Source organism: Nocardia altamirensis NBRC 108246, assembly GCF_001612685.1.
In the GTDB taxonomy this organism is placed as follows: Bacteria; Actinomycetota; Actinomycetes; order Mycobacteriales; family Mycobacteriaceae; genus Nocardia; species Nocardia altamirensis.
The window spans coordinates 163,956-185,432 of the sequence record NZ_BDAY01000007.1; the positions used below are offsets into that span (position 1 = coordinate 163,956).

Below are 21,477 nucleotides of genomic sequence, written 5' to 3' on the forward strand. Positions count from 1 at the left end.
TACGTCGGACGACTGCCGATCTGGGTAGCTTGATTTTCAACCTCGCTGAAGTTCTCGATCGACCGGCGGAGGAGGGAATCGGCATGGCGGATCCGGACATCGGTGTCGCGGGGGAGACGACGCTGGTGACGCTGTTCGAGGCGCGGGTGGCGCGGACACCGGCTGCGGCGGCGGTGACGTTCGAGGGCGTGACGTTGTCGTATGGCGAATTCGCTGCTCGGGTGAATCAACTGGCGCGGCATTTGATTTCGCTGGGTGTCGGCCCGGATATGTTGGTCGGCTTGGGAATCAGCCGGTCCATCGACTGGGTCGTCGGCATGTATGCGGTGGTTGTCGCCGGCGGTGGGTGTATGCCGCTGGATCCGGAGCATCCGGTGGTGCGTAGCCGCTACATGCTCGAGACAGCGGGTGTCGGGTGTGTGCTGACCACGGCGCAGGACAGCTTCGATGTGGGCGGGTCGGACGTGGTTGTGGTGGAGATCGATCGGGTCGATGTCTCGGGTCGCGCGGTGACGTCGGTCGATGATGCGGATCGGCTGGTGCCGCTTCGTTCTTCGAATACGGCGTACGTGATGTTCACGTCCGGTTCGACGGGTCAGCCGAAGGGCGTGGCGATTTCGCACGCCGCGATCGTCAATCGGTTGGCATGGATGCAGGCGCACTACGAACTGACGGCAGCCGATGTGGTGTTGCACAAGTCGCCGACCACCTTCGACGTGACGGCGTGGGAGCTGTTCTTGCCGTTGCAGATCGGTGCACGGATGGTGGTTGCCGTGCCCGGTGGGCATCGTGATCCCCGGTATCTCGCTGATCTGATCGTGCGCGTAGGGGTGACGGTCGCGCATTTCGTGCCGTCGATGATGGCGGTGTTCGTTGCCGAGCCGAAAGCTGCCGAATGCATAGGGCTCCACCATGTTTTTGCCTCGGGTGAAACCTTGCCTGCGTCGACGGCGCAGCGGTTGGTGTCGTTGACCGGCGCCAGGCTGCACAATTTGTACGGCCCGACCGAGGCTGCGGTGGAAGCCACCTATCACGAGGTGCGCCCGGCGGACACGCTGTCGGTGCCGATCGGTCGGCCGATGGACAACACTCGGGCTTACGTTCTCGACGATCGGCTGCAGCTGGTCGCTGCGGGCGTGGTGGGTGAACTGTATTTGGCAGGTGTGCAGCTGGCGCGCGGTTATGTCGGGCGCCCGGACCTGACCGCTGATCGGTTCGTGGCCAACCCGTTCAGTACGGGCGAGCGACTGTATCGCACCGGCGATCAGGGGAAGTGGACGACGGATGGAGAGCTGGAGTATCTGGGTCGCAATGACTTTCAGGTGAAGCTGCGCGGCGTGCGGATCGAACCGGGTGAGATCGAAGCGGTGTTGTCGTCGCATCCTGCGGTGACTCGCGCCGTTGTCACCGTGGCCGTTCGGCCGGTTGCCGAGGGCGATAAGCAGTTAGTCGGGTATGTCACCGTCGATCCGGACAGCGTCACCGCCGCCGCCGAGGACACCGTCGAAACCGAGATGGTCGACGACTGGCAGCGCCTCTACGACGAGCTGTATCTGGACGATGCGGACGCAGCGGTCGAGGGCGACTTCACCGGCTGGAACAGCAGCTATACCGGGGAACCGATTCCGGTGGCGGACATGCGGCAATGGCGGGACGCCGCCGTCGACCGAATTCGCGCGCTGCGTCCTCGGCGCATTCTGGAGATCGGCGTCGGATCCGGTCTGCTGTTGTTCGAACTCGCCGGAGTGTGCGAACAGTATTGGGCCACAGATTTTTCCGAGGCAGCGATCCGAAATCTGGGCCGGGGGTTGCCGGGATACGAGTGGGCCGACCGTGTCGTCTTGGAGACGCGCACCGCGCATGACATCGCAGGATTGCCGCGCGAGCACTTCGACACCATCATCGTGAACTCGGTCGCGCAGTACTTTCCGAGCGAAAGCTACCTGCGTCGAGTCATCGATGGCGCATTGGGGTTGCTCGCACCGGGTGGGGCGATCTTCTTCGGTGATATTCGCAATCAGACTTTGCTGGAAGAGTTTTCGACCGCTGTGAAGGTTGTCCGACATGGTGATGCGGATGCCGTGCAGGCCAGGGCTCGCACGGCCGTGCGCACGGAACAGGAACTGCTGTTAGCACCCGAGTACTTCACGGCTCTTGCCCGAGGAATGGACGAGATCGGCGCTGTCGATATCCAACTGAAACGTGGGCGGGTAATCAACGAACTGACCTGCTACCGCTATGACGTCGTGCTGCGCAAACGACCGACGGATGCCCGATCGGTGGCCGATGCGCCGAGCCTCCGGTTCATCGATCGTGATGCGTTGCGAGCGGCCCTGCGCACCAAGGATATTCAGTCGCTCCGGGTCATCGGCGTTCCGCACGAGGGGATCCGCCGCGATATCGACACCATCGCCGCGGTCTACGGTGGCTCGCGCCTGGCCACCCGCGGGATGCTGCCCGAGGATCTCTACCTGCTCGGACACGAGCACGGCTATACGACGGCGGTCACCTGGTCGCCCCGCAACGGCTACCTGGATGCCGTATTCGTGGATGCGGCCGACCAGAGACCGCTCACCGATGTGTATCAACCGCGGGAACACCTCGGCGCGCCCGGCGGATATGCGAGCAACCCCAGCGCTCGATTGCTGGGCGCTGCACTACGCCAGTACCTGATGGATCGGCTGCCCGACTTTCTGGTGCCTGCCGTCGTGATGGTGCTCGCCGAGTTCCCGTTGAGCCGCAACGGCAAGCTGGACATGCTTGCTCTGCCGGTCCCCGAACTCGTTGCGCGGGAGGACTATCGGGCGCCGGATACGGTGCGGGAACAGGTGCTTTCCGGGCTGTTCGCCGAGATCCTCGGCGTCGGTCTCATCGGTGTCGACGACGACTTCTTCGATCTGGGCGGGCACTCGCTGCTGGTGACGCGCCTGGTGAACAGGATTCGTGTCGCCATGGGGTTCGAGGTGCCGGTCCTGACCGTGTTCGATGCGCCGACGCCGGCATCGTTGGCGGGCCGTCTCGATGCGGATGTGTCTGTGCGGCCTGCGTTGGAGGTTCGGCCTCGGCCGGAGCGGATTCCGTTGTCGTTTGCGCAGCAACGGATGTGGTTCCTGCATCGGCTGGAGGGACCGTCGGCGACGTACAACGTGCCGTTGGCGGTCAGATTGTCTGGCCGGGTGGATGTCGATGCGCTGGTGTCGGCACTGGGGGACGTGGTGGGCAGACACGAGAGTCTGCGGACCGTGTTCGTCGAGTTCGACGGGGAGCCAGTTCAGCGGGTGCTCGATGCCGCGAATGTCGAAGTGCCGGTGTCGGTCTCCGACGTGCCGGATGTCGAGGCCGAGGTACGTGCTGCTGCTCGTCATCGGTTCGATCTGTCCGCGGAGATTCCGCTGCACGCCACCGTGTTTCGTCGTGGTGGTGAGCATGTTCTGGTGCTGGTGATCCATCACATCGCCGCGGACGGTGGCTCGCTGCCCGTGCTGGTCCGGGATCTGTCGGCGGCGTACGCCGCGCGGTGTGACGGATGTGAGCCCCAGTTTCCGGGACTGCCGGTGCAGTACGCGGACTATGCGTTGTGGCAGCGGGAGTTGCTTGGGGAGTCGACGGATCCGGACAGCGTGGCGTCGCGGCAGTTCGAGTATTGGCAGAAGGAGTTGGCGGGTCTGCCTGAGCAGTTGGTGTTGCCGTTCGACCGCCCGCGTCCGAAGGTGTTGAGCTTCAAGGGAAACGTTGTCGAGTTCACCGTTGACCCAGGGTTGCGCACGGCGGTCGAGGCATTGGCGCGGCGCGAGGGTGCGACGGCGTCGATGGTGTTGCAGTCGGCCTTCGCGGTGCTGTTGCACAAACTCGGTGTGGGGGAGGACATTCCGATCGGGTCGCCGATCGAGGGTCGTACGGATGCGGCTTTGGCTGATCTGGTCGGGTTCTTCGTCAACACGTGGGTGTTGCGGGTCGACGTGACCGGTGGTTCCCGGTTTGTGGATGTCTTGGACCAGGTTCGCGGTAAAGCGTTGGCGGCGTACGACAATCAGGATCTGCCGTTCGAGCGCCTGATAGAACTGCTGAATCCGGTGCGTTCGACCGCATATCACCCGCTGTTCCAGGTGATGTTCGCGTTGCAGAACAACCTGTCACATGATTTCGACCTCACCGGGGTCGACGTCACACCGATGCGAGTCAGCACCGGTACCGCCCGATTCGACTTGTTCCTCGCACTCGAGGAGCAGGGTCCCGATGGCTATGCGGGAGCCGTGGAGTACTCCACCGCCCTCTTCGATCGACCCTCGATCGAGTTGCTGACCGAGCGATTTCTCCGCGTGCTCGAAACCGCGGTCAACGATCCCGCAGCGATAGTCGGGGAGATCGGTGTCCTCGATCCGGTTGAGCGGATGGTGGTCCTGGAGTCGTGGAACAGCTCGGCGCACGAAATCGACGGTGCGGCGACATTGGCGTCGATGTTCGAAGCGCAGGTGGTGCGAACTCCGAATGCCTCGGCGGTGACGTTCGAGGGCGTGGTCCTCTCGTATCGAGAGTTCGCCGGTCGGGTGAACCGGTTGGCGCGACACCTGATTTCGCTTGGGGTCGGCCCGGATACCTTGGTGGGCTTGGCACTCGGTCGGTCCATCGACTCGATGGTTGGAATATATGCCGTGGTTGCGGCAGGCGGCGGATATGTGCCGCTCGACCCGGAACATCCGGCCGGGCGCAGCCGCTACGTCCTCGACACGGCGCACGCGGTCTGTCTGCTGACTACGTCGCAGCAAGCCTTCGACGCCGATCCCGATCTGGTGGTGGTCGAAGTCGATCGCGTCGACGTGTCGGCCTATTCGACGGACCCGATCACGAACGCGGAACGTTCAGCGCCGCTGCGTGCGTCGAACACGGCGTACGTGATCTTCACGTCGGGCTCGACCGGCCGCCCGAAAGGCGTAGCCGTCTCGCATGCGGCGATCGTGAACCGTCTGGTGTGGATGCAGGCGGCGCACCGGCTCGACGAGACCGATGTGGTGTTGCAGAAGACACCAACTACCTTCGACGTGTCGGTGTGGGAGTTGTTCTGGCCGTTGCAGACCGGTGCGCGGACGGTGCTGGCCGCGCCGGGCGCGCACCGTGATCCCCGGTATCTGGCCGAGCTGATCGCGCGGGAAGGTGTGACCGTCACGCATTTCGTGCCGTCGATGCTCGCGGTGTTCGTTGGCGAACCGAAGGCCGCCGAGTGTGTCGGCCTGCGTGCCGTTTTCGCCTCCGGCGAGACCTTGCCCGCACCGCTCGCGCAGCGGTTCTGCGCATTGACCGGTGCGCGGTTGCACAATCTGTACGGTCCGACCGAGGCAGCTGTCGACGTCACCTACCACGAGGTGGTCGCGGCGGACGTCGTATCGGTGCCGATCGGTCGGCCCGTGTTCAACACTCGGGCCTATGTTCTCGACGATCGGCTCGGCGTGGTGCCGGTGGCTGTCGCCGGCGAACTGTACCTGGCAGGCGCTCAGCTGGCACGCGCCTACGAGGGGCGGCCGGATCTCACCGCCGAGCGTTTCGTGGCCAATCCGTTTGCCACGGGTGAGCGCATGTATCGCACCGGCGACCGGGTCAGCTGGAATCGGGATGGTGAGCTGGAGTACTTGGGCCGCACTGACTTCCAGGTGAAGCTGCGTGGCCAGCGCATCGAGCCCGGCGAGATCGTTGCGGCACTGGTCGCGCAAACTGTTGTCGCGCAGGCTGTCGTCGTGGTCCGCTCCGATGAGCACATCGGTGACCAGCTCGTCGCGTATCTGGTTGCCGAGACGGGCTGCGTCATCGACACCGAAGCCGTCTACGACCACCTCGTCGAGGAACTGCCGCCATACATGGTGCCCGCAGTGCTGATGGTGCTCGACAACGTGCCGTTGAGCCGCAACGGCAAGCTGGATACGCGCGCCCTGCCTGCCCCAGAGTTTGTCGGGCGGGGATATCGGGCTCCCGGGTCCTGGCAGGAGCAGGTGCTGGCCGGCCTGTTCGGCGAGATCCTCGGTGCGCGCGGAGTGGGTGTCGACGACAACTTCTTCGATCTCGGCGGGCACTCGCTGCTGGTGACCCGTTTGGTGAGCAAAATTCGGACCGCCATGGGGTTCGAGGTGCCGGTCCTTACGGTGTTCGATGCGCCGACCCCTGCGTTGCTGGCGCGTCGTCTCGATGCCGGTATATCGGTGCGTCCCGCATTGCAGGTGCGGCAGCGACCGGAGCGTGTCCCGTTGTCGTTTGCGCAGCAGCGGATGTGGTTTCTGCATCGGCTGGAAGGCCCGTCGGCCACGTACAACATGCCACTGGCTGTGCGATTGTCCGGGCAGGTGAATGTCGAGGCGCTGACGTCGGCGATCGAGGACGTGATCGAGCGGCACGAGAGCCTGCGAACCGTGTTCGTCGAGTTCGACGGTTTCCCAACGCAACGGGTGCTCAATATCGCGGATGTCGAGGTGCCTGTTGTGGTCTCCGATGTCGATGATCTGGGCGAGGCGATCATCGCCGCTGCACGCTATCGATTCGATCTTTCGGCCGAAATACCACTGCGCGCCAGTGTCTTTCGGCATGATAACGGGTTGGTCCTCGTGCTGGTGGTCCACCACATCGCTTCCGACGGTGCGTCCTTGTCGGCGTTGGCTCGGGATCTCTCGGCGGCCTACACCGCCAGATGCGAGGGGTGCGCACCGGACTGGCCGGAGTTGCCGGTGCAGTACGTGGATTACGCACTGTGGCAACGAGAACTGCTGGGGGAGTCGACCGATCCGGACAGCGTGGCGTCGCGGCAGTTCGAGTATTGGCAGAAGGAGCTCACAGGTCTGCCTGCGCAGTTGGTGTTGCCGTTCGACCGGCCGCGGCCGAAAGTGTTGAGCTTCAAGGGAAACGTTGTCGAGTTCACTGTGGATGGCGAGTTGCGGTCGGCAGTGGACGGTGTGGCTCGGAGCCGTTCCGCGACGGCATCGATGGTGTTGCAGACCGTTTTTGCACTCACCTTGCACCAACTCGGTGCGGGGGAGGATATCCCGATCGGGTCGCCGATCGAGGGTCGTACGGATGCGGCTTTGGCTGATCTGGTCGGGTTCTTCGTCAACACGTGGGTGTTGCGGGTCGACGTGACCGGTGGTTCCCGGTTTGTGGATGTGCTCGATCAGGTTCGCGGTAAAGCCTTGGCGGCGTATGGCAATCAGGATCTGCCGTTCGAGCGCCTGATAGAACTGTTGAATCCGGTGCGTTCGACCGCATATCACCCGTTGTTCCAGGTGATGTTCGCGTTGCAGAACAACCACTCACCCGAGTTCGGCCTTCCTGGCATCGATGTCGCACCGATGTCGGTGAGTACCGACACGTCTCGATTCGACTTGCTCCTCACGCTCACCGAAGTGGATTCCGGCTACTCCGGTGTCATCGAGTACGCCACGGATCTGTTCGATCACCGCACTGTCGAATCATTGATCGAGCGTTTCGTGCGAGTACTCGAAACAATGGTGCACGACCCGACAACGATCGTTGGTGACAGCGAACTCCAGATCGACCACCCTCCCATCGATCCCACGCCGTTGCGCGGCAGCCGCCCGCGCCGTTCGCCATACCGCGAACCGAGAACATCGCGTGAGCGGGCCTTGGCGGGGTTGTTCGCCGAGGTGCTCGGCATGGATGCCATTGGCGCCGACGACGGCTTCTTCGACCTGGGCGGGCATTCGCTGCTGGCGACCCAGCTGGTGAGCAAGATCCGCGTGGTCATGGGATTCGAGGTGCCGATCCTGACGGTCTTCGACGCGCCGACCCCGGCGTTGCTGGCCGATCAGCTCGACGCCGAGGTGTCGGTGCGCCCGGCGCTGACTGCCCGATCGCGTCCGGCGCAGGTCCCGTTGTCGTTCGCGCAGCGGCGCATATGGTTCCTGCAGCGGCTGGAAGGATCATCGGCCACGTACAACGTCCCACTGGCGATCGGATTGTCCGCGCAGATCGACATCGAAGCGCTGACCTCGGCCATCGGCGACGTGGTCGGCAGGCATGAAAGCCTGCGGACAGTATTCGTCGAGTCCGAGGGAGAGCCCGCGCAGCAGGTGCTCGAGGCCGCCGACATCGCCGTCGAGGTGTCGGACATCGACGAACCAGCGGTCGCGATCGCCGCAGCGGCGCGCCACCGATTCGACCTCGCCACCGAAATTCCGTTGCAAGCCAGCATCTTTCACAGCCGTAAGGGCTCCGCCTTGGTACTGGTCCTTCACCACATCGCCTGCGACGGTGGCTCGCTGGCGCCCTTGGCCCGGGACCTTTCGGCGGCCTACGCGGCGCGCTGCGCCGGGCGAGCGCCGGATTGGCAGGCCCTGCCCGTGCAGTACGCGGACTATGCGTTGTGGCAGCGGGAGCTGCTCGGTGACCAGGCAGACCCGGAGAGCTTGGCGGCCCGGCAGTTCGACTACTGGCGCAAGGAGCTGGCAGACCTCCCCGAACAGTTGCCGTTGCCCTTCGACCGGCCGCGACCGAAGGTTTCCAGCTTCCGAGGCGACAGCGCCGAGTTCACTGTTGACGCCGAACTGCGTTCGGCGATAGAAGAATTGGCGCGACGCCGGGGTGTCACCGCGTCGATGCTGCTGCAAACCGTCTTCGCGATCGTCCTGCACAAAGTCGGTGCGGGCGACGATATTCCGATCGGGTCCCCGATCGCAGGCCGGACCGACGCGGCACTCGCCGATCTGGTCGGATTCTTCGTCAACACCTGGGTGCTGCGGGTCGGATTCGCCGGGAACTCGCGATTCGAGGATCTCCTCGATCAGGTTCGAGGCAAGGCTTTGGCGGCGTATGGGCATCAGGATCTGCCGTTCGAGCGGCTCATCGAACTGTTGAACCCGGCGCGTTCAACGGCATACCACCCGCTGTTCCAGGTGACGTTCGCGCTGCAGAACAATCTGTCGCACGAATTCGCTCTTCCCGATGCCGTACCGATACCGGTCAGCACCGGCACGGCGAAAATGGACCTCTTCCTCTCGCTCGAGGAGCAGCCCGATGGTGGTTACGCCGGGGCCATCGAATATGCCACCGATCTCTTCGACCGGCACACCATCGACCAATTCATCGAGCGATTCCGCCGTGTCCTCGAAATGGTGGTGCACTACCCGGCAATAGCGGTGTCCGACCTGGGCGTATTGCTGCCCGGCGAGCGCAGACAGCTGCTGGCGGAATGGAACGACACCACCGCAACGCCCCCGGTGACGGCACTACCCGACCTGTTCACTGCACAGGCCGCCGCAACCCCGGACACAACGGCCGTGATCTGCGGCGATGTCGAACTGACGTACGCCGAACTCGGCGACCGAGTCGATCGGCTGGCGCACTGGCTTATCGCGCAGGGTGTCGGTATCGAAGACACAGTGGCAGTACACCTACCCCGCTCAGCCGACACCTTGGTCGCACTGTTAGGCGTGCTGAAAGCCGGAGCCGCCTACCTGCCGCTGGACACCGAATACCCCGAATCGCGAATTCGGTACATGGTCGAGCATGCGAAACCGACGACAGTGCTCGACAGTTCGGCGATGTCGGCGGCACAGGACCATCCTGCCGACGCGCAACCCTTCCCCGCCATCGCCCCGGACAATGCGGCCTACATCGTCTACACCTCTGGTTCGACCGGCGAGCCGAAGGGCATCGTCGGCACGCATGCAGGCCTGGTGAATTGCCTGGCCTGGTTCCACGCGCTGTTCCCGTGGACGCCAGGCGAGGTCACCTGCGCGAAAACCTCGGTGAGTTTCGGCGATTCCCTCACCGAAATCCTGCGCCCGCTGACCCGCGGCGGCACCGTCGTGGTCGCCGAGCAGATCCGCGACCTCGTCGAGCTGGTCACCCTGATCGAGCGGCACCAGGTGCGCCGCCTCGGCCTGGTGCCAAGCCTGTTGGCTGCCTTGATCGCCGATGACCTCTTGCCGCGCGCCGCGGCATGCAGGGTATGGATCAGCAGTGGTGAGCCGCTACCGGTTTCGGTGGCGGAGGGCTTCTCCGCCCAGTTGCCGGACAGCGTGCTGGTGAACCTCTACGGCTCCTCCGAGATCAGCGCGGACAGCACCTGGGCCGAGGTCGGCACGATGCCGCACGCTGACGAGATATCGGTGCCGATCGGTCGGCCGCTGGACAACACGCGAGTGTATGTGCTGGACAACGCATTACATCCGGTCCCGCGCGGCGTGGTCGGTGAGTTGTATGTGGCCGGTGTCGGTTTGGCGCGCGGCTATCTGAATCGGCGAGCGCTGACCGCCGCCCGCTTCGTGGCCGACCCCTTCGCCGTGGATCCGGGTGGACGGCTCTATCGCACAGGAGATTTGGTGCGGTGGCGCGCCGACGGGCACCTGGTACACCTCGGACGTGCCGACAATCAAATGAAGATACGGGGATTCCGGATCGAGCCGGGCGAGGTCGAATCGGCACTGGCGGCGCACCCTGCGGTAGCGCGGGCAGTTGTCGCGGCACGCGAGACCAACGCAGGCCATCAGTTGGTGGGCTACCTGGTGCCTGCCGATCCCGGTGTGGCGGTCGACGTGTCGGAGGTGCGGCAGCTCGTCGCGAGTCGCCTGCCCGACTACATGGTCCCGACCGCGCTCACGATCCTCGAGGAACTGCCGCTCAACCCCAACGGCAAGGTCGATCGCGGTGCCCTGCCGGAACCCGAATTCACCGGCGCCGCCTACCAACCACCCCGAACCCCCAGGGAAGAGCTGCTGTGCGCCGTATTCGCCGAGGTCCTCGCGGTCGATCAGGTCGGTCTCGACGATTCGTTCTTCGACCTCGGCGGACACTCCCTGCTCGTGGTCCGGCTGGTGCGCCGGATATCGGAGCGCCTGGGTGTCGAGATAGAGCTCAAAGCCATATTCCAGGAACGAACCGTCCGCGACATCGCCCGCCGATTGGGTGCAACGACCACGTAAAATCAACCCGATTCTAAAGCGTGACAACACTTCTGGCGTGCGCGATTCTTGTTTCAGGTCAAGAGTGCCAGCGTCAAGTCCCCGGCTAGCTGGCCGGCAACCCTCCATCCGCGGCGGGGTGCCCCGGGTCAAGACCAGGCCGAGCCGCGTATCGCGGTCCGGGCAAGCGCGGGCTCCGTCGTTTTCTGGGGCCCTGACGGTGGGATCGGGGGTCGAATCATGTCTATGTCGGCTAGCTCCCGCCGCACGCCCGGGCCGGTGGCCGGTCCATCGAGCGACAACCAGAGGGGAACGACATGACTACGGCCACGCCATCTCTCGGAGACCGCGTGTTGGACACCACCAGGCAGGGATTCGACCACGAATCGCTGACCGCGCTGCTGAACGGGGAGGTGCACGCGGTGCGGCTCGGCGGATTCGTCCGGCCCGACGCGCTCGACCACTTACGAAAGGCGTTCGTCGGCAGGCAGGATCACGGCCCACTGGCCACCGATCCGCAGTTCCGGCGCATCGGCCACGCGTTTTCGGAGACGAACAGCGAGGCAGGCCGCGGGCGGTACTTCGACGAGGCGCGCGACAACCTCGAGCGCCTGCGCGAGATCGCCTCGCCCTATTCGTATCCGGCAGACGACCTGCGACTGCTGCTCGACGAGATCTGGCCGTCCGGCGCGAGCTTGCTGCGGCGCGACGGGCAGGCGTTCTTCGCCGGTGTCGCGCGCTACCAGCTCGCCGGTGTCGATCTCGAACCGCACACCGACAACGTCGGCCGAAACCTGCCGGAGGACTTCGGTATTCGCATCACGCGACAGCTGTCGGTCAACGTCTACCTGGACGTGCCGGACCGCGGCGGGGAATTACAGATCTGGGACGACTACCCCGACGAGGGAGCGTATCGGGATCGGTCCGGTGAACGCGTGTACGGGATCGATCGCGCCGCCGTCGGCGACCCGGAGCTGGTGATCGCGCCGCGGGTCGGCGACGCGATCTTCATCGACCCGCGCCGCGTCCATGCCGTCGCGCCGTCCCAGGACCGTCCCCGCATCACCATCGGATTGTTCATCGGTGTCAGCGATCCGGCCGACTCGCTGAAGGTGTGGAGCTGATGACGACGACCACGCTGCTCTCGGCGTCCCATAAGGCGGCATACGACCTACGCTCGGACGGCATCACGACCGAAGGCCGCTCGACGGTCCTGCTCGTCAGCGTCGGCGCCGAGTATCACGAGGGCGAAAAGCTCGCCGCGACCATCGATTTGATCAATCGCTCGAACTTCGGCCGGTGCGCGATCGCTGTCGCGGACACCCTGCAGCGGCACAACCTCAGTGGCGGAAGTGATATCGACCGGCACGCGCGGGCCAGGATCGCCGGCGACGAATGGCTCGCCCGCAACATCGGCTATCTGGACCAGATCGACTGCCCCACCAACGTTTTGCGATGGGACTTCGCGCTGTCCCATCCCCGCTACGGCGACCTGTACGACGCGGTCGAGCAGGCCTACGAGACAGACGAGCCCTATCGCCACGCCATCGACAGCACCATCGACCGATTCATCGAGCGACGCGTCTCCCGGGAGCCGGACGTTGATCAGGAAGCGGTCCGGGCATCGTGCCGTGCCTACCTTTTGGAGGAATGCCCGATCATCATGCCGCTGTGGGCGCATGAGGGATTCGACTATGTGATCTACCCGCAGCGGATATCCGCAGCGATGGGCCGCACGCGCGAACTGTTCGTCGAGCCGGAGCATCCGGAGCGAGTCGCCTGGCTGCCCTTGCGTTTCAAGAAGCGAAAGTCGGCATCGAACACAACGACGGGAGTGGAATGACCATAGCGATCCCCACCCAACGGCGGTTGATCGGCTTCACCGGGCTGGCGGTGGCCTCGTTTCTCGGGTGCATCGACCTGACGATCGTCACCACCGCGCTGCCTGCCATCGGCGACGATCTGCATGCCGGGCCGTCGAGTACCGAGCTCACCCTCGGTGTTTTCCTGATGGCGCTGTCGATGTTCATGGTCACCGCTGGCCGGATCGCCGATCGCCTCGGCAGGCGGCGCGTGCTGCTGTTCGGTCTCGCGCTGTTCGTGGTGGCGTCGGTGGGCGCGGCCCTGTCGTGGAATATCGGCTCGCTGATCGCGGCAAGGTTCGTCCAGGGCGCTGCCTGTGCCGTGCTGTACACGAGCACCTCGACGTTGGTGGAATCGCTGTTCCCCGAAGGGGATCGAGGCAAGGCGATCGGCTGGTTGTACTCGGTGAACGGGCTCGGCCTCGCCATCGGGCCCGTCCTCGGCGGCCTGCTGGTGCCGAGCTTCGGGTGGCAGTCGATCTTCTGGATCAACCTGCCGCTCGGGATCGCGGCGCTGGTGGCGATCGCGTACGCGGTGCCCCACATCGCGCCGGACAGCAGCGGCGGAACAGACTGGGCCGGACAGGTTCTCGTCGCCTTCGCCGTCGTCTCCGCGGTCGGCATCTTCGTGCTCGGCGATCTGGCAGGGTGGGTCTCGCCCGCGGTGTTCGTCGCAGTGGTGGTGTTCGTCGCGGCGGTCGCGATCGGGATCGTCGTGGAGCGGCGGGCGGCGAGCCCGTTGATCGATCCGGCCTTGTTCGGGCATCGACGGTTCGTCGCGGCGATCGTTTCGGACTTCGGGTTGGGTTTGTTCTATGCCGCTGCGCTGCTGGTGATTCCGACCTATCTGACCGAGGGGCGCGGGTTCGATGTGCGGTCAGCGGGATTCCTGCTGTTGCTCGTCAGCGGCACCCTCGCGCTGTCGTCGCCGGTCGCGGGCCGGTTTGTCGACCGGGTGGGCGCACACACCTTGCTGCCGTGGGGATTCGGGCTGTTGACCCTCGCCGGAGCCGGAATCGCGTTGGCCGCATTCGGTGACCAGCTGGCGCTGCTCGTTGTCGCGCTCGTCCTGTTCGGTGCGGGCTGGGCCTTGGTGCTCGGTCCCGCGACGGTACTGGCGATTTCGAGCGTGGCCCCGGCGCGGTCCGGGTTCGCGGTCGGTGCGTCGTGGACGTTCCACAATCTGGGCGGCGCCATCGGGGCGGCGCTGGCCACGGTCGTCTTCGGGCACACGCAGCTCGACGTCGCCGACGCGGTCGGCGACGCGACCGGAAACGTGGCGGCGATCATCGCGAGCACCAGCCTGGTCGCGCTGATCATCGTGTTGGTGCTGACACGCGGTCGGCGTACGGCTGCACTGGTGCCGGAAGTAGTAGACAAGGCCGAGCCCACTCCGGTCGAAGTAGGCAACGTCTAGGTCGCGGCGCGACCCCGCAGGATGCCGTGGCAATAGCTGGTACTTGCGGGGTCGCCGTCGGCTTGTGCGGCGCTGAACGCCAACGAAATCCGCGTAGTCTCGAGTCGGGCCCGCGGTATGCCCGGCGGGCCTCGACGCTCAGCGGGAGGCGGATGTGATGCGAATCGACGATGCGAGGCGGGCCCGGGCCGCGGTGCTGGAGAGCATCGGTGCGCCTCCGGTGCTGCGGGAGTTCGATATTCTGCGTCCTGGCCCCGGACAGCTCCTCGTCGCCTGCTCCTACGGCGGGATCTGCGGCACGGACCTGCATCTGCAACAGGGGCATCTGCCGATTCCGGTGCCAATAGTGTTGGGGCACGAGGGTTTAGGGGTCATCGGGGAGCTCGGGCCCGGTGTCGTCGCTGATGCGCTAGGCGCTCCCTTGCAGCCGGGCGACCGGGTGATGTGGGCGTCCTCGATCGCCTGCGGTGTATGCGTGCCCTGCCGTCAATATCGCGAACCGACCCTGTGCGAGGCGCGCCAGACCTACGGCGTGAACCGGTCGACCACCGACGAGCCGTTGTCCGGCGCCTGGGCCGATCACATCCTGTTGCAGCCGGGTACGACCGTGGTGCGGCTCGCCGATTCGGTGACCGATCTGGCGGCGATGTCGCTGGCCTGCGCGGGTCCGACCTTGATCCACGCGCTCTACGAACGCCGCCCGGTTCGCCTGGGGGAGACCGTGATTGTGCAGGGCAGCGGACCGGTCGGCCTCGCCGCGGCCGCGTTCGCCCAACTCGCGGGCGCCGCCCAAGTGATCGTTGTCGGCGGCCCGGCGCACCGCCTCGACATCGCCAAATCCTGCGGCATCGGCGATGCGCACCTCGACATCATCGGCGCCGCAGACCAATCCGCCGTCCTGGACCAGGCCAGGCAACTCACCGGCGGCCGCGGTGCCGACCTGGTCATCGAGTGCACCGGCGTCCCCGCCGCGGTACAGCAGGGCATCACCCTCGCCCGCCGTGGCGGCGCACTCCTGATCGTCGGCCAGTACACCGACGCGGGACCCACCCCGATCAATCCGCATCACATCGTCCGCCAGCAGCTGGACGTCCTCGGCTCCTGGGCCTTCACCGGCGCCCACCTCGTCGAATACGTCCGCCTCCTACCGACATTGACCAACCGCTTCGATCTGGCGAGCCTCGTCTCGGTCTTCCCGCTCGCCCAATGCGCGGACGCCATGGCCGCGGTCGCTGCGGGCAGCGTGATGAAGGCAGTGCTGGCCGGCGCGGGCATATCGGAGACCGACTGACCGATCCGGCGTCAGCGGGAACGGGCAGGTCACAGCCTGGCGGGCCGCGGTCGGCTGCAGTGCTCTTGCTCGGGTAAGCAAACAGGTCTAATGTCTTGCTCATGCAAGCAAGAAACAGTGCGGGCAAGCAAGAAGGCCGCACGTTCACCGAGACCGGGCGGCGCGCGCAGATCGTGAACGCCGCCATCGAGGTGGTTGCCGAGCGTGGTTATGCGAACGCCTCGTTCGCGAAGATCGCCGAGCGCGCCGGGCTGGGCAGCACGGGCATGATCTCCTACCACTTTCGCGGCAAGGACGATCTGATCCGCGAGGTCGTCGCCGAAATCATGCGCGTGGCACTGGAATTCGTGAGCGCCAAGCTTGACGGCGAGACCGACTACGCCGCCCGGCTTCGGCTGAACATCGTCGCCAACTTGGCGCTGCTCGACGAGTGCCCCGGCCATCTGCGTGCGCTGTCGAGCATCCTCGCCAACGCCCACCCGGACGACCGGGAGAAATTCGGCCTGGCGGACCACCTTTCCGAGTTCGCGCGGATCCAGGAGGAACGGATCCGGGAAGCGCAGCGAGCCGGGGCATTTCGCGACTTCGACCCCGCCGTCCTGGTGCTCGCCATGCGCGGCGCCCTCGACGCCGCCATCGCCCGCGCGGCCGTCGACCCCGACTTCGATACCGCCGCGTGTGCACGCGAGCTGGCCGACCTTTTCGATCACGCCACCCGGAGGCAATCGTGAGCACGACCGACACGAGTCCGCAGGCAGCCGCAGCCGACCGCACCCCGCAGCAGAAACGCGCGGCACTCCGCCGCCACCTCCTGATGCAGCTCATCCTGGAAGTGGTACTCCCACTAGGCAGTTACTACGCCTTGCGTGCGGCGGGGGTGAACCCATGGCTGGCGTTGATCGCGCCCGGCCTGCTGATCGCGGGGATTCTCGCCTATCGCGCGATCCGGCAGCGCCGTGTCGACGCGATGGCGCTGTTCACGCTCAGCCTGATCGTCGTCGGCACGGTGATGACGGTCTTGACCGGCGATCCACGCACCCTGATGGTGCGGGACAGTTGGATTTTCGGCGTGCTCGGGTTGTGGGTGCTGGCCACCTTGCTGACCCAGCGACCATTCATGCGGATTGCCGCACGGGCGATCGTCACCGTCAAGATCGGCGAGGAGGGCTACCGGCAATGGGATGCCCGCTGGGACAACGACTCCCGGTTCCGCGGCCATCTGAGGCTGCTGACCGCCGTGTGGGGCACGGCTTTCGTGGTGGATGCGGTGATCCGTATCCTGCTTGCCTACACCTTGCCGATCGATGCGATCCCACTGGTGAGCACCGTGCAATGGCTGGTCGTGCTCGCCGCTCTCATCGCCTTCCAGAACGTCTACGTCACCAGGCATGGTCTCAAAGTGTGATCCGAACGGCGGCCGGATGATGTACTTGGCTGGCAGGTTTCGATGTATCCGAGGAAAGGTGGCAAGGCGATGACTGCTCCTGAACCGCGACCGCTGGTCTTGCAGCTGCGCACGGCAGAAGCCAACGAACTGAACACCTTTCAGAAGGCCGCGGACGACGTCGCCGAGGTGCCACAGCGACTCGGCGTTGAGGCGCATGCCTTTCCGCTCCTGCATCCCGGCGTCATCTTGCAGGGGGAGCCTGCCGACGATCAGCGGCCCGATGACGAGCTCGCCACGCCGGTGCTCAACCGTTGGCTGGTAGTCCGCCACGCCACGCCGCTCGGCTCGGGCACGCTGGTCACCACCACCTGGATCGTCGTGCCGGGCCCACCGCAGAGCGCCGACTCCGACGCATCCAGTGCGGGCCCGGTCTGGCAGGGACAGGCGGTGGACCCGGTGGTCGAGTCTGCGGTGATGCCCACGTCAGGCCGCCCGCAGCCCCGGTTGACCATGTTTCTGCCTGCCGCCGCGGCGGGTTCGGCTGACGAGTCGATCGTGCCCTCGTTCCACGATCCACTCGACGGCTTCGCCTCGGGATCCGAGTGGCAGTTGACCTATCAGGTCAGCGAACTCGACTCGGCGAACAAGGTGATCCGCGGACTCCAAGGAGAAATCTCTCGCCTGCTGATCTCCATGACCGCGGGCTAGTTCGGGGTCAGGATCAGCTTGCCGGTGGTGCGGCGGGCGAGGAGGTCCTCGTGGGCTCGGCGCGCCTCGGCGAGCGGATACGCGCCGCCGACGATGGGGCGCAGCTTGCCCGCCGCGGTGAGGTCGAGCATTTCGACCAGCGGTTCGTGGAACATGCCGCGCATCGCGAGGGCCGGGGTGACCCAGAAACCGATGACGGACAGATTCCGAGTGAGCAGGTCGCCGGGGTTGATCGGTGTGGCGGGTTCACGAGAAGCCATGCCGTAGGTGACAAGTCGCCCGAACTGCGCAAGCACGGTGAGCGCCGCGTCCAGCACGGGTCCGCTCATGGCATCCAGCACGATGTCGATCCGCTTGCCGTCGTTCGCTTCGCGGATGCGCTCGGCATACCCTTCGGCGGCATTGTCGACGGCGATGTCGGCGCCGAGATCGAGGGCGAGCTGCCGCTTCTCCGGTGTGGACGCCGTGGCGATCACCCGTCCGGCGCCGAAGTACTTGGCGAGCTGGACTGCCAGCGAGCCGACACCGCCCGCCGCCGCGTTGATCACCACGGACTCGCCAGGGGCGAGTTTGGCGCTGGTGTGCAGCAGGTGCCATGCCGAAAGTCCTTGAATGAGCAGGGCTAGGGCCTGACCGTCGCTCACGGCGTCGGGCACCTCGACCGCGCTGCCGTCGGCGACGACCGCCTGCTCGGCGTATCCGCCGCCCGGTACCAGCGCGAGAATGCGTTCCCCTGCCGCAGTGCGGCCGACGATCTCCCCGCCGGGAATGAACGGCAGCGTCGTGCGGGACAGATAGGTGTTCTCGGTCATGTGGGTATCGGCGTAATTGATGCCTGCGGCGGTCACCCGTACGATCTGCTCGCTGGGGCCTGCCACGGGATTTGGCACGTCGACGACACTGAGGACCTCGGGTCCGCCGAGGGTGGAAACTTGAATCGCGCGCATGGGGCTTCTCCTGAAGAGGTTTGCTTAGGGCTTGATGACGATGCGGATGGGGTTGCCGTCGTGTTCGGCCAGGCGACGCACGCCTTCGTGGATGTCCTCGAGCGGAAAGACAGCGCTGACCGACCGGGTCAGGTCGAGCCTGCGCAGCTCGGTGAGCTTGACCAATTCCGCGAGGTTCTCATAGCTGTAGCCGAGGTGGCCGAGGACCCGGTGACGGGCCATCGAGAAGTGCAGTTCGGAGCCGAGATTCAGGTCGACGGGGGTCAGCCCGACCAGGACGAGCCTGCCGCCACTGCGCAGTGCGGCGTTGGCCTGCGGCACGGTATGCTGGCTACCGACATTGTCGATTGCGAGCTCGACACCGCCGCCGGTCAGGTCGCGCAGCTGCTGGAGCACATCGGGATCGGTGGGATCGAGAGCCTGATCTGCGCCGAAATCCAGTGCCCTGGAACGCGCTTCGGGCAGGGGGTCGAGACCGATGATCGGTGCCGCGCCCGCCAGCCTGGCGAGTTGCAAGGTGTGGACGCCGAGTCCGCCGAGGCCCCATATCGCTACGGATTCGGCAGGGCGAAGACCTCCGGTACCGAACAACGCGCCGTAGGGTGTGGCGACCGCGTCGGCGAGAATCGCGGCCTGCTCCATCGCGACGCCCCGCGGTGCGGCGATGATGGTCGAGACCGGTGCCAGGACATACTCGGCCCATCCGCCGTCGCGGTGCACGCCCATGATTTGCAGGTTCTGGCAGGTGCTCGCGTTGGGTAGATGCTGGCACGCCTGGCAGGTTCCGCACGGCTGACCACCGTGCAGAACAACGGCGTCGCCGATCTCCCATCCCGGTGTCGGTCCGCCGAAAGCGGCGATGGTGCCGGAGATTTCGTGCCCCGGCGTGATCGCGGTGAGCCCGGTGGGCACCCCGCCACTCATCACCGTCAGGTCGGAATGGCAGATCCCGCATGCGACAACCTTGACAAGCACTTCCCCCGGGCCTGGCTCGGGAGTCGGAACATCTTGTACCGAGAGGGTTTTGGACGCGAAGTCGAAACGTGCAGCACGCATGATGATTTCTCCTTAGGCCGGCGCATTGCCGGCGAGTTGAGGGTGACGGGTGAAGGCGGGGACGCGGTCGAAGAGGCTGGTGGCTATCGCTCCGATCAGTGCCCCGGCTGCGCCGATGATGGCGACGTCGACCCAGGCCGTTTCCAGTCCGGACAGCGGAGCGGAGTCGTAGTAGAGGATCGATCGCAAGCCGGTGACAATCGGGCGCATCGGCTCGATGTCCGCGATCGCGCGGAAGAACGCCGGTGTCGCCTCCAGCGGAATCGTTCCCGCCGAGGAGATCATCGCGAGGGCGATGAAGAAGAACATGTTGATCAGCGGGCCGAGCGAGCCGAACATCGCGAAAACGGTCAGTGCGCCGATGCCGACGGCGGCGATAGTGGTCGTCGAGAACAGAAACAGTTGCCAGGGTGCGGGAATGGGCATGTCGAGCAAGGTGCCTGCGACGAACTGGAGACCGGCGGCGCACAGTGGCGCGGCAAGCAACATGACCGACCATTTGATGAGCAAGGTGTGCAGTCGGGACAGGTGCGTGTAGCCGCGGCGGCGCACCTTGGGGCCCATTTCACTGGGCTGGAAGCCGATCGCCGAGTCGATGATCGGATGCATCGCGGAGGCGCCGACGAAGCCGAGCAGCACAAGCACGATCGCGTAGTAGAAGACGCTGGTGCCCAATCCGGTGTGGGCGGCAAGCGGCACCAGCGGGGCGGCGGCGACGGTGAACGGCGCCGCCAGTGCGGTTGCGGCGGAGACGGTGGTTGCTTTGGCGGCCAACGTCTTTCCGAACTGTGCGCTCACGCCGGCGACGACGGGCGCGAGTTGACCGGTGAAAAGTCCGGAGCTCAGGGCTCCCGATGCCGGTGCGGTGTCGAGATGCAGCACGGCGTGCGCCGGTGGTCCGGCCGAATCTGTTGTCAGTCGGGCGATTTCGGCGTTGAAGTTGGCGGGGATGCGCACGGCTCCGAAGATCTTGCCGCTACCCATCTGCTCCTTTTCCTCGTCGACGGTCATCGGGACGAAGGTGATGGCGTCGTGGTTCACGGCGGCTTCCACCGCGGTGCGCACTTGGTTCGCGGCGTTGTTCGCCGAGCTGGTCTGCGGCTCCACGACCATCGCGATCGGGAAGTCCTTCAGATTGCCGCTCGGATCGAGCGTGCCGCCGAGGTAGACGGCGGGCAGCGCGATCGCCAGCACGAACATCACCACCAGCGGCGGCAACCAGGTGCCGGGATGGCGGGCGAAACGGTGGGTGACCTTCATGATCCTCAACTTTACACTTGTTTATTTACACATGTTAAGATGAGAGCATGACAGTGGCACCACGCAAACGCAACGCCCGAGGGCAGGGGAGTGCGCTACGTCACGAGATCGTGCGCGCGACGATCGCGTTGATCGACGAGGTCGACCTGGAATCCGAGGTGACATTGCGCAGCATCGCGCGCGCGGCCAGCGTGTCCGCGCCCGCCATCTACGCGCACTTCCCCGATCGAGACGCGGTGCTCGAGTCGGTGACCGAGACGAGTTGGGAGGAGATCGTGCGCGCCATCGTCGCCAATTCGGACCAGGCTGTGGAACCTCGCGACCGTCTCATGCGCGGGTGCGTCGCGTACATCGAGTTCGCGCAGCGGCATCCTTTGCGCTACACGCTGATGACGCTGCGAGCGGGGGCAACGTCCGGTGCGCATGATGCGTTGGATGTGCTGACCGGGGCGCTCGCCCGCTGTCGCGGCGGCGAAACCGATGATTCGGGTGTCATCGCCGCCGGGCTGTCGGCGGCGCTGCACGGCATGGCGATGATGAATCGGATGCAGTCGTCCGCGCCGTGGATCGGGGGATATGCCGTTGCGGACGTACTCGCGGGGCTGATCGACAGCGCGATCAGTTTTCAACCTCAGGGCGCCGACTGAGCGG

General features: G+C 65.5%; 11 protein-coding genes, 1 pseudogene and 1 riboswitch. Of the genes and pseudogenes, 9 read left to right on the top strand and 3 right to left on the bottom strand.

Annotated features, from left to right (window positions below; all coding sequences use genetic code 11):
- Nucleotides 1-113: 113 nt before the first annotated feature.
- The 8 genes and pseudogenes from NA11_RS04220 to NA11_RS04255 form a co-directional block, all read left to right on the top strand.
- Nucleotides 114-10,919, top strand: a pseudogene (locus NA11_RS04220) (amino acid adenylation domain-containing protein); the annotation flags it as partial.
- 56 nt (nucleotides 10,920-10,975) lie between these two features.
- Nucleotides 10,976-11,094, top strand: a riboswitch (SAM riboswitch).
- 121 nt (nucleotides 11,095-11,215) lie between these two features.
- A complete protein-coding gene (locus tag NA11_RS04225) occupies nucleotides 11,216-12,022 on the top strand; it encodes a 2OG-Fe(II) oxygenase (protein WP_167837561.1) in 807 nt (268 codons plus the stop codon).
- Nucleotides 12,022-12,741 carry a tRNA-dependent cyclodipeptide synthase gene (locus NA11_RS04230; protein ID WP_069160449.1) on the top strand — a complete coding sequence of 240 codons (720 nt, stop codon included), beginning with the start codon at nucleotides 12,022-12,024 and terminating at the stop codon, nucleotides 12,739-12,741. The genes NA11_RS04225 and NA11_RS04230 overlap by 1 nt, the downstream gene beginning before the upstream one ends.
- Nucleotides 12,738-14,177 (top strand): MFS transporter, encoded by a 1,440-nt coding sequence (locus NA11_RS04235; protein WP_069160383.1) that lies wholly within the window; start codon nucleotides 12,738-12,740, stop codon nucleotides 14,175-14,177. Before NA11_RS04230 ends, NA11_RS04235 begins: the two co-directional genes overlap by 4 nt.
- A 157-nt stretch (nucleotides 14,178-14,334) precedes the next feature.
- Nucleotides 14,335-15,468, top strand: a complete 1,134-nt coding sequence (locus tag NA11_RS04240) for a zinc-binding dehydrogenase (RefSeq protein ID WP_069160384.1) — start codon at nucleotides 14,335-14,337, stop codon at nucleotides 15,466-15,468.
- A 101-nt stretch (nucleotides 15,469-15,569) separates the two neighbouring features.
- Entirely contained in the window at nucleotides 15,570-16,199 is a 630-nt protein-coding gene (locus NA11_RS04245; RefSeq protein ID WP_069160385.1) for a TetR/AcrR family transcriptional regulator, read from the top strand.
- The gene (locus NA11_RS04250) at nucleotides 16,196-16,873 is read left to right on the top strand and encodes a VC0807 family protein (RefSeq protein WP_141717398.1); all 678 of its coding nucleotides are present in this window, start codon (nucleotides 16,196-16,198) and stop codon (nucleotides 16,871-16,873) included. The genes NA11_RS04245 and NA11_RS04250 overlap by 4 nt, the downstream gene beginning before the upstream one ends.
- 69 nt (nucleotides 16,874-16,942) lie before the next feature.
- Nucleotides 16,943-17,563 carry a hypothetical protein gene (locus NA11_RS04255; protein ID WP_069160386.1) on the top strand — a complete coding sequence of 207 codons (621 nt, stop codon included), beginning with the start codon at nucleotides 16,943-16,945 and terminating at the stop codon, nucleotides 17,561-17,563.
- Here the strand turns inward: NA11_RS04255 and NA11_RS04260 are convergent.
- The 3 genes from NA11_RS04260 to NA11_RS04270 are packed head-to-tail and all read right to left on the bottom strand — an operon-like array spanning nucleotide 17,560 to nucleotide 20,826.
- Entirely contained in the window at nucleotides 17,560-18,510 is a 951-nt protein-coding gene (locus tag NA11_RS04260; RefSeq protein ID WP_069160387.1) for a quinone oxidoreductase family protein, read from the bottom strand. The two genes, NA11_RS04255 and NA11_RS04260, sit on opposite strands and share 4 nt — an antisense overlap.
- A gap of 24 nt (nucleotides 18,511-18,534) precedes the next feature.
- Nucleotides 18,535-19,566: a zinc-binding dehydrogenase gene (locus tag NA11_RS04265; RefSeq protein ID WP_069160388.1), complete on the bottom strand. Its 1,032-nt coding sequence runs from the start codon at nucleotides 19,564-19,566 to the stop codon at nucleotides 18,535-18,537.
- 12 nt (nucleotides 19,567-19,578) lie between these two features.
- Nucleotides 19,579-20,826: a YhgE/Pip domain-containing protein gene (locus NA11_RS04270; RefSeq protein ID WP_069160389.1), complete on the bottom strand. Its 1,248-nt coding sequence runs from the start codon at nucleotides 20,824-20,826 to the stop codon at nucleotides 19,579-19,581.
- 47 nt (nucleotides 20,827-20,873) lie between these two features.
- On the opposite strand from NA11_RS04270, the gene NA11_RS04275 reads away from it, so the two are divergent.
- Nucleotides 20,874-21,473 carry a TetR/AcrR family transcriptional regulator gene (locus tag NA11_RS04275; RefSeq protein ID WP_069160390.1) on the top strand — a complete coding sequence of 200 codons (600 nt, stop codon included), beginning with the start codon at nucleotides 20,874-20,876 and terminating at the stop codon, nucleotides 21,471-21,473.
- Nucleotides 21,474-21,477: the final 4 nt, after the last annotated feature.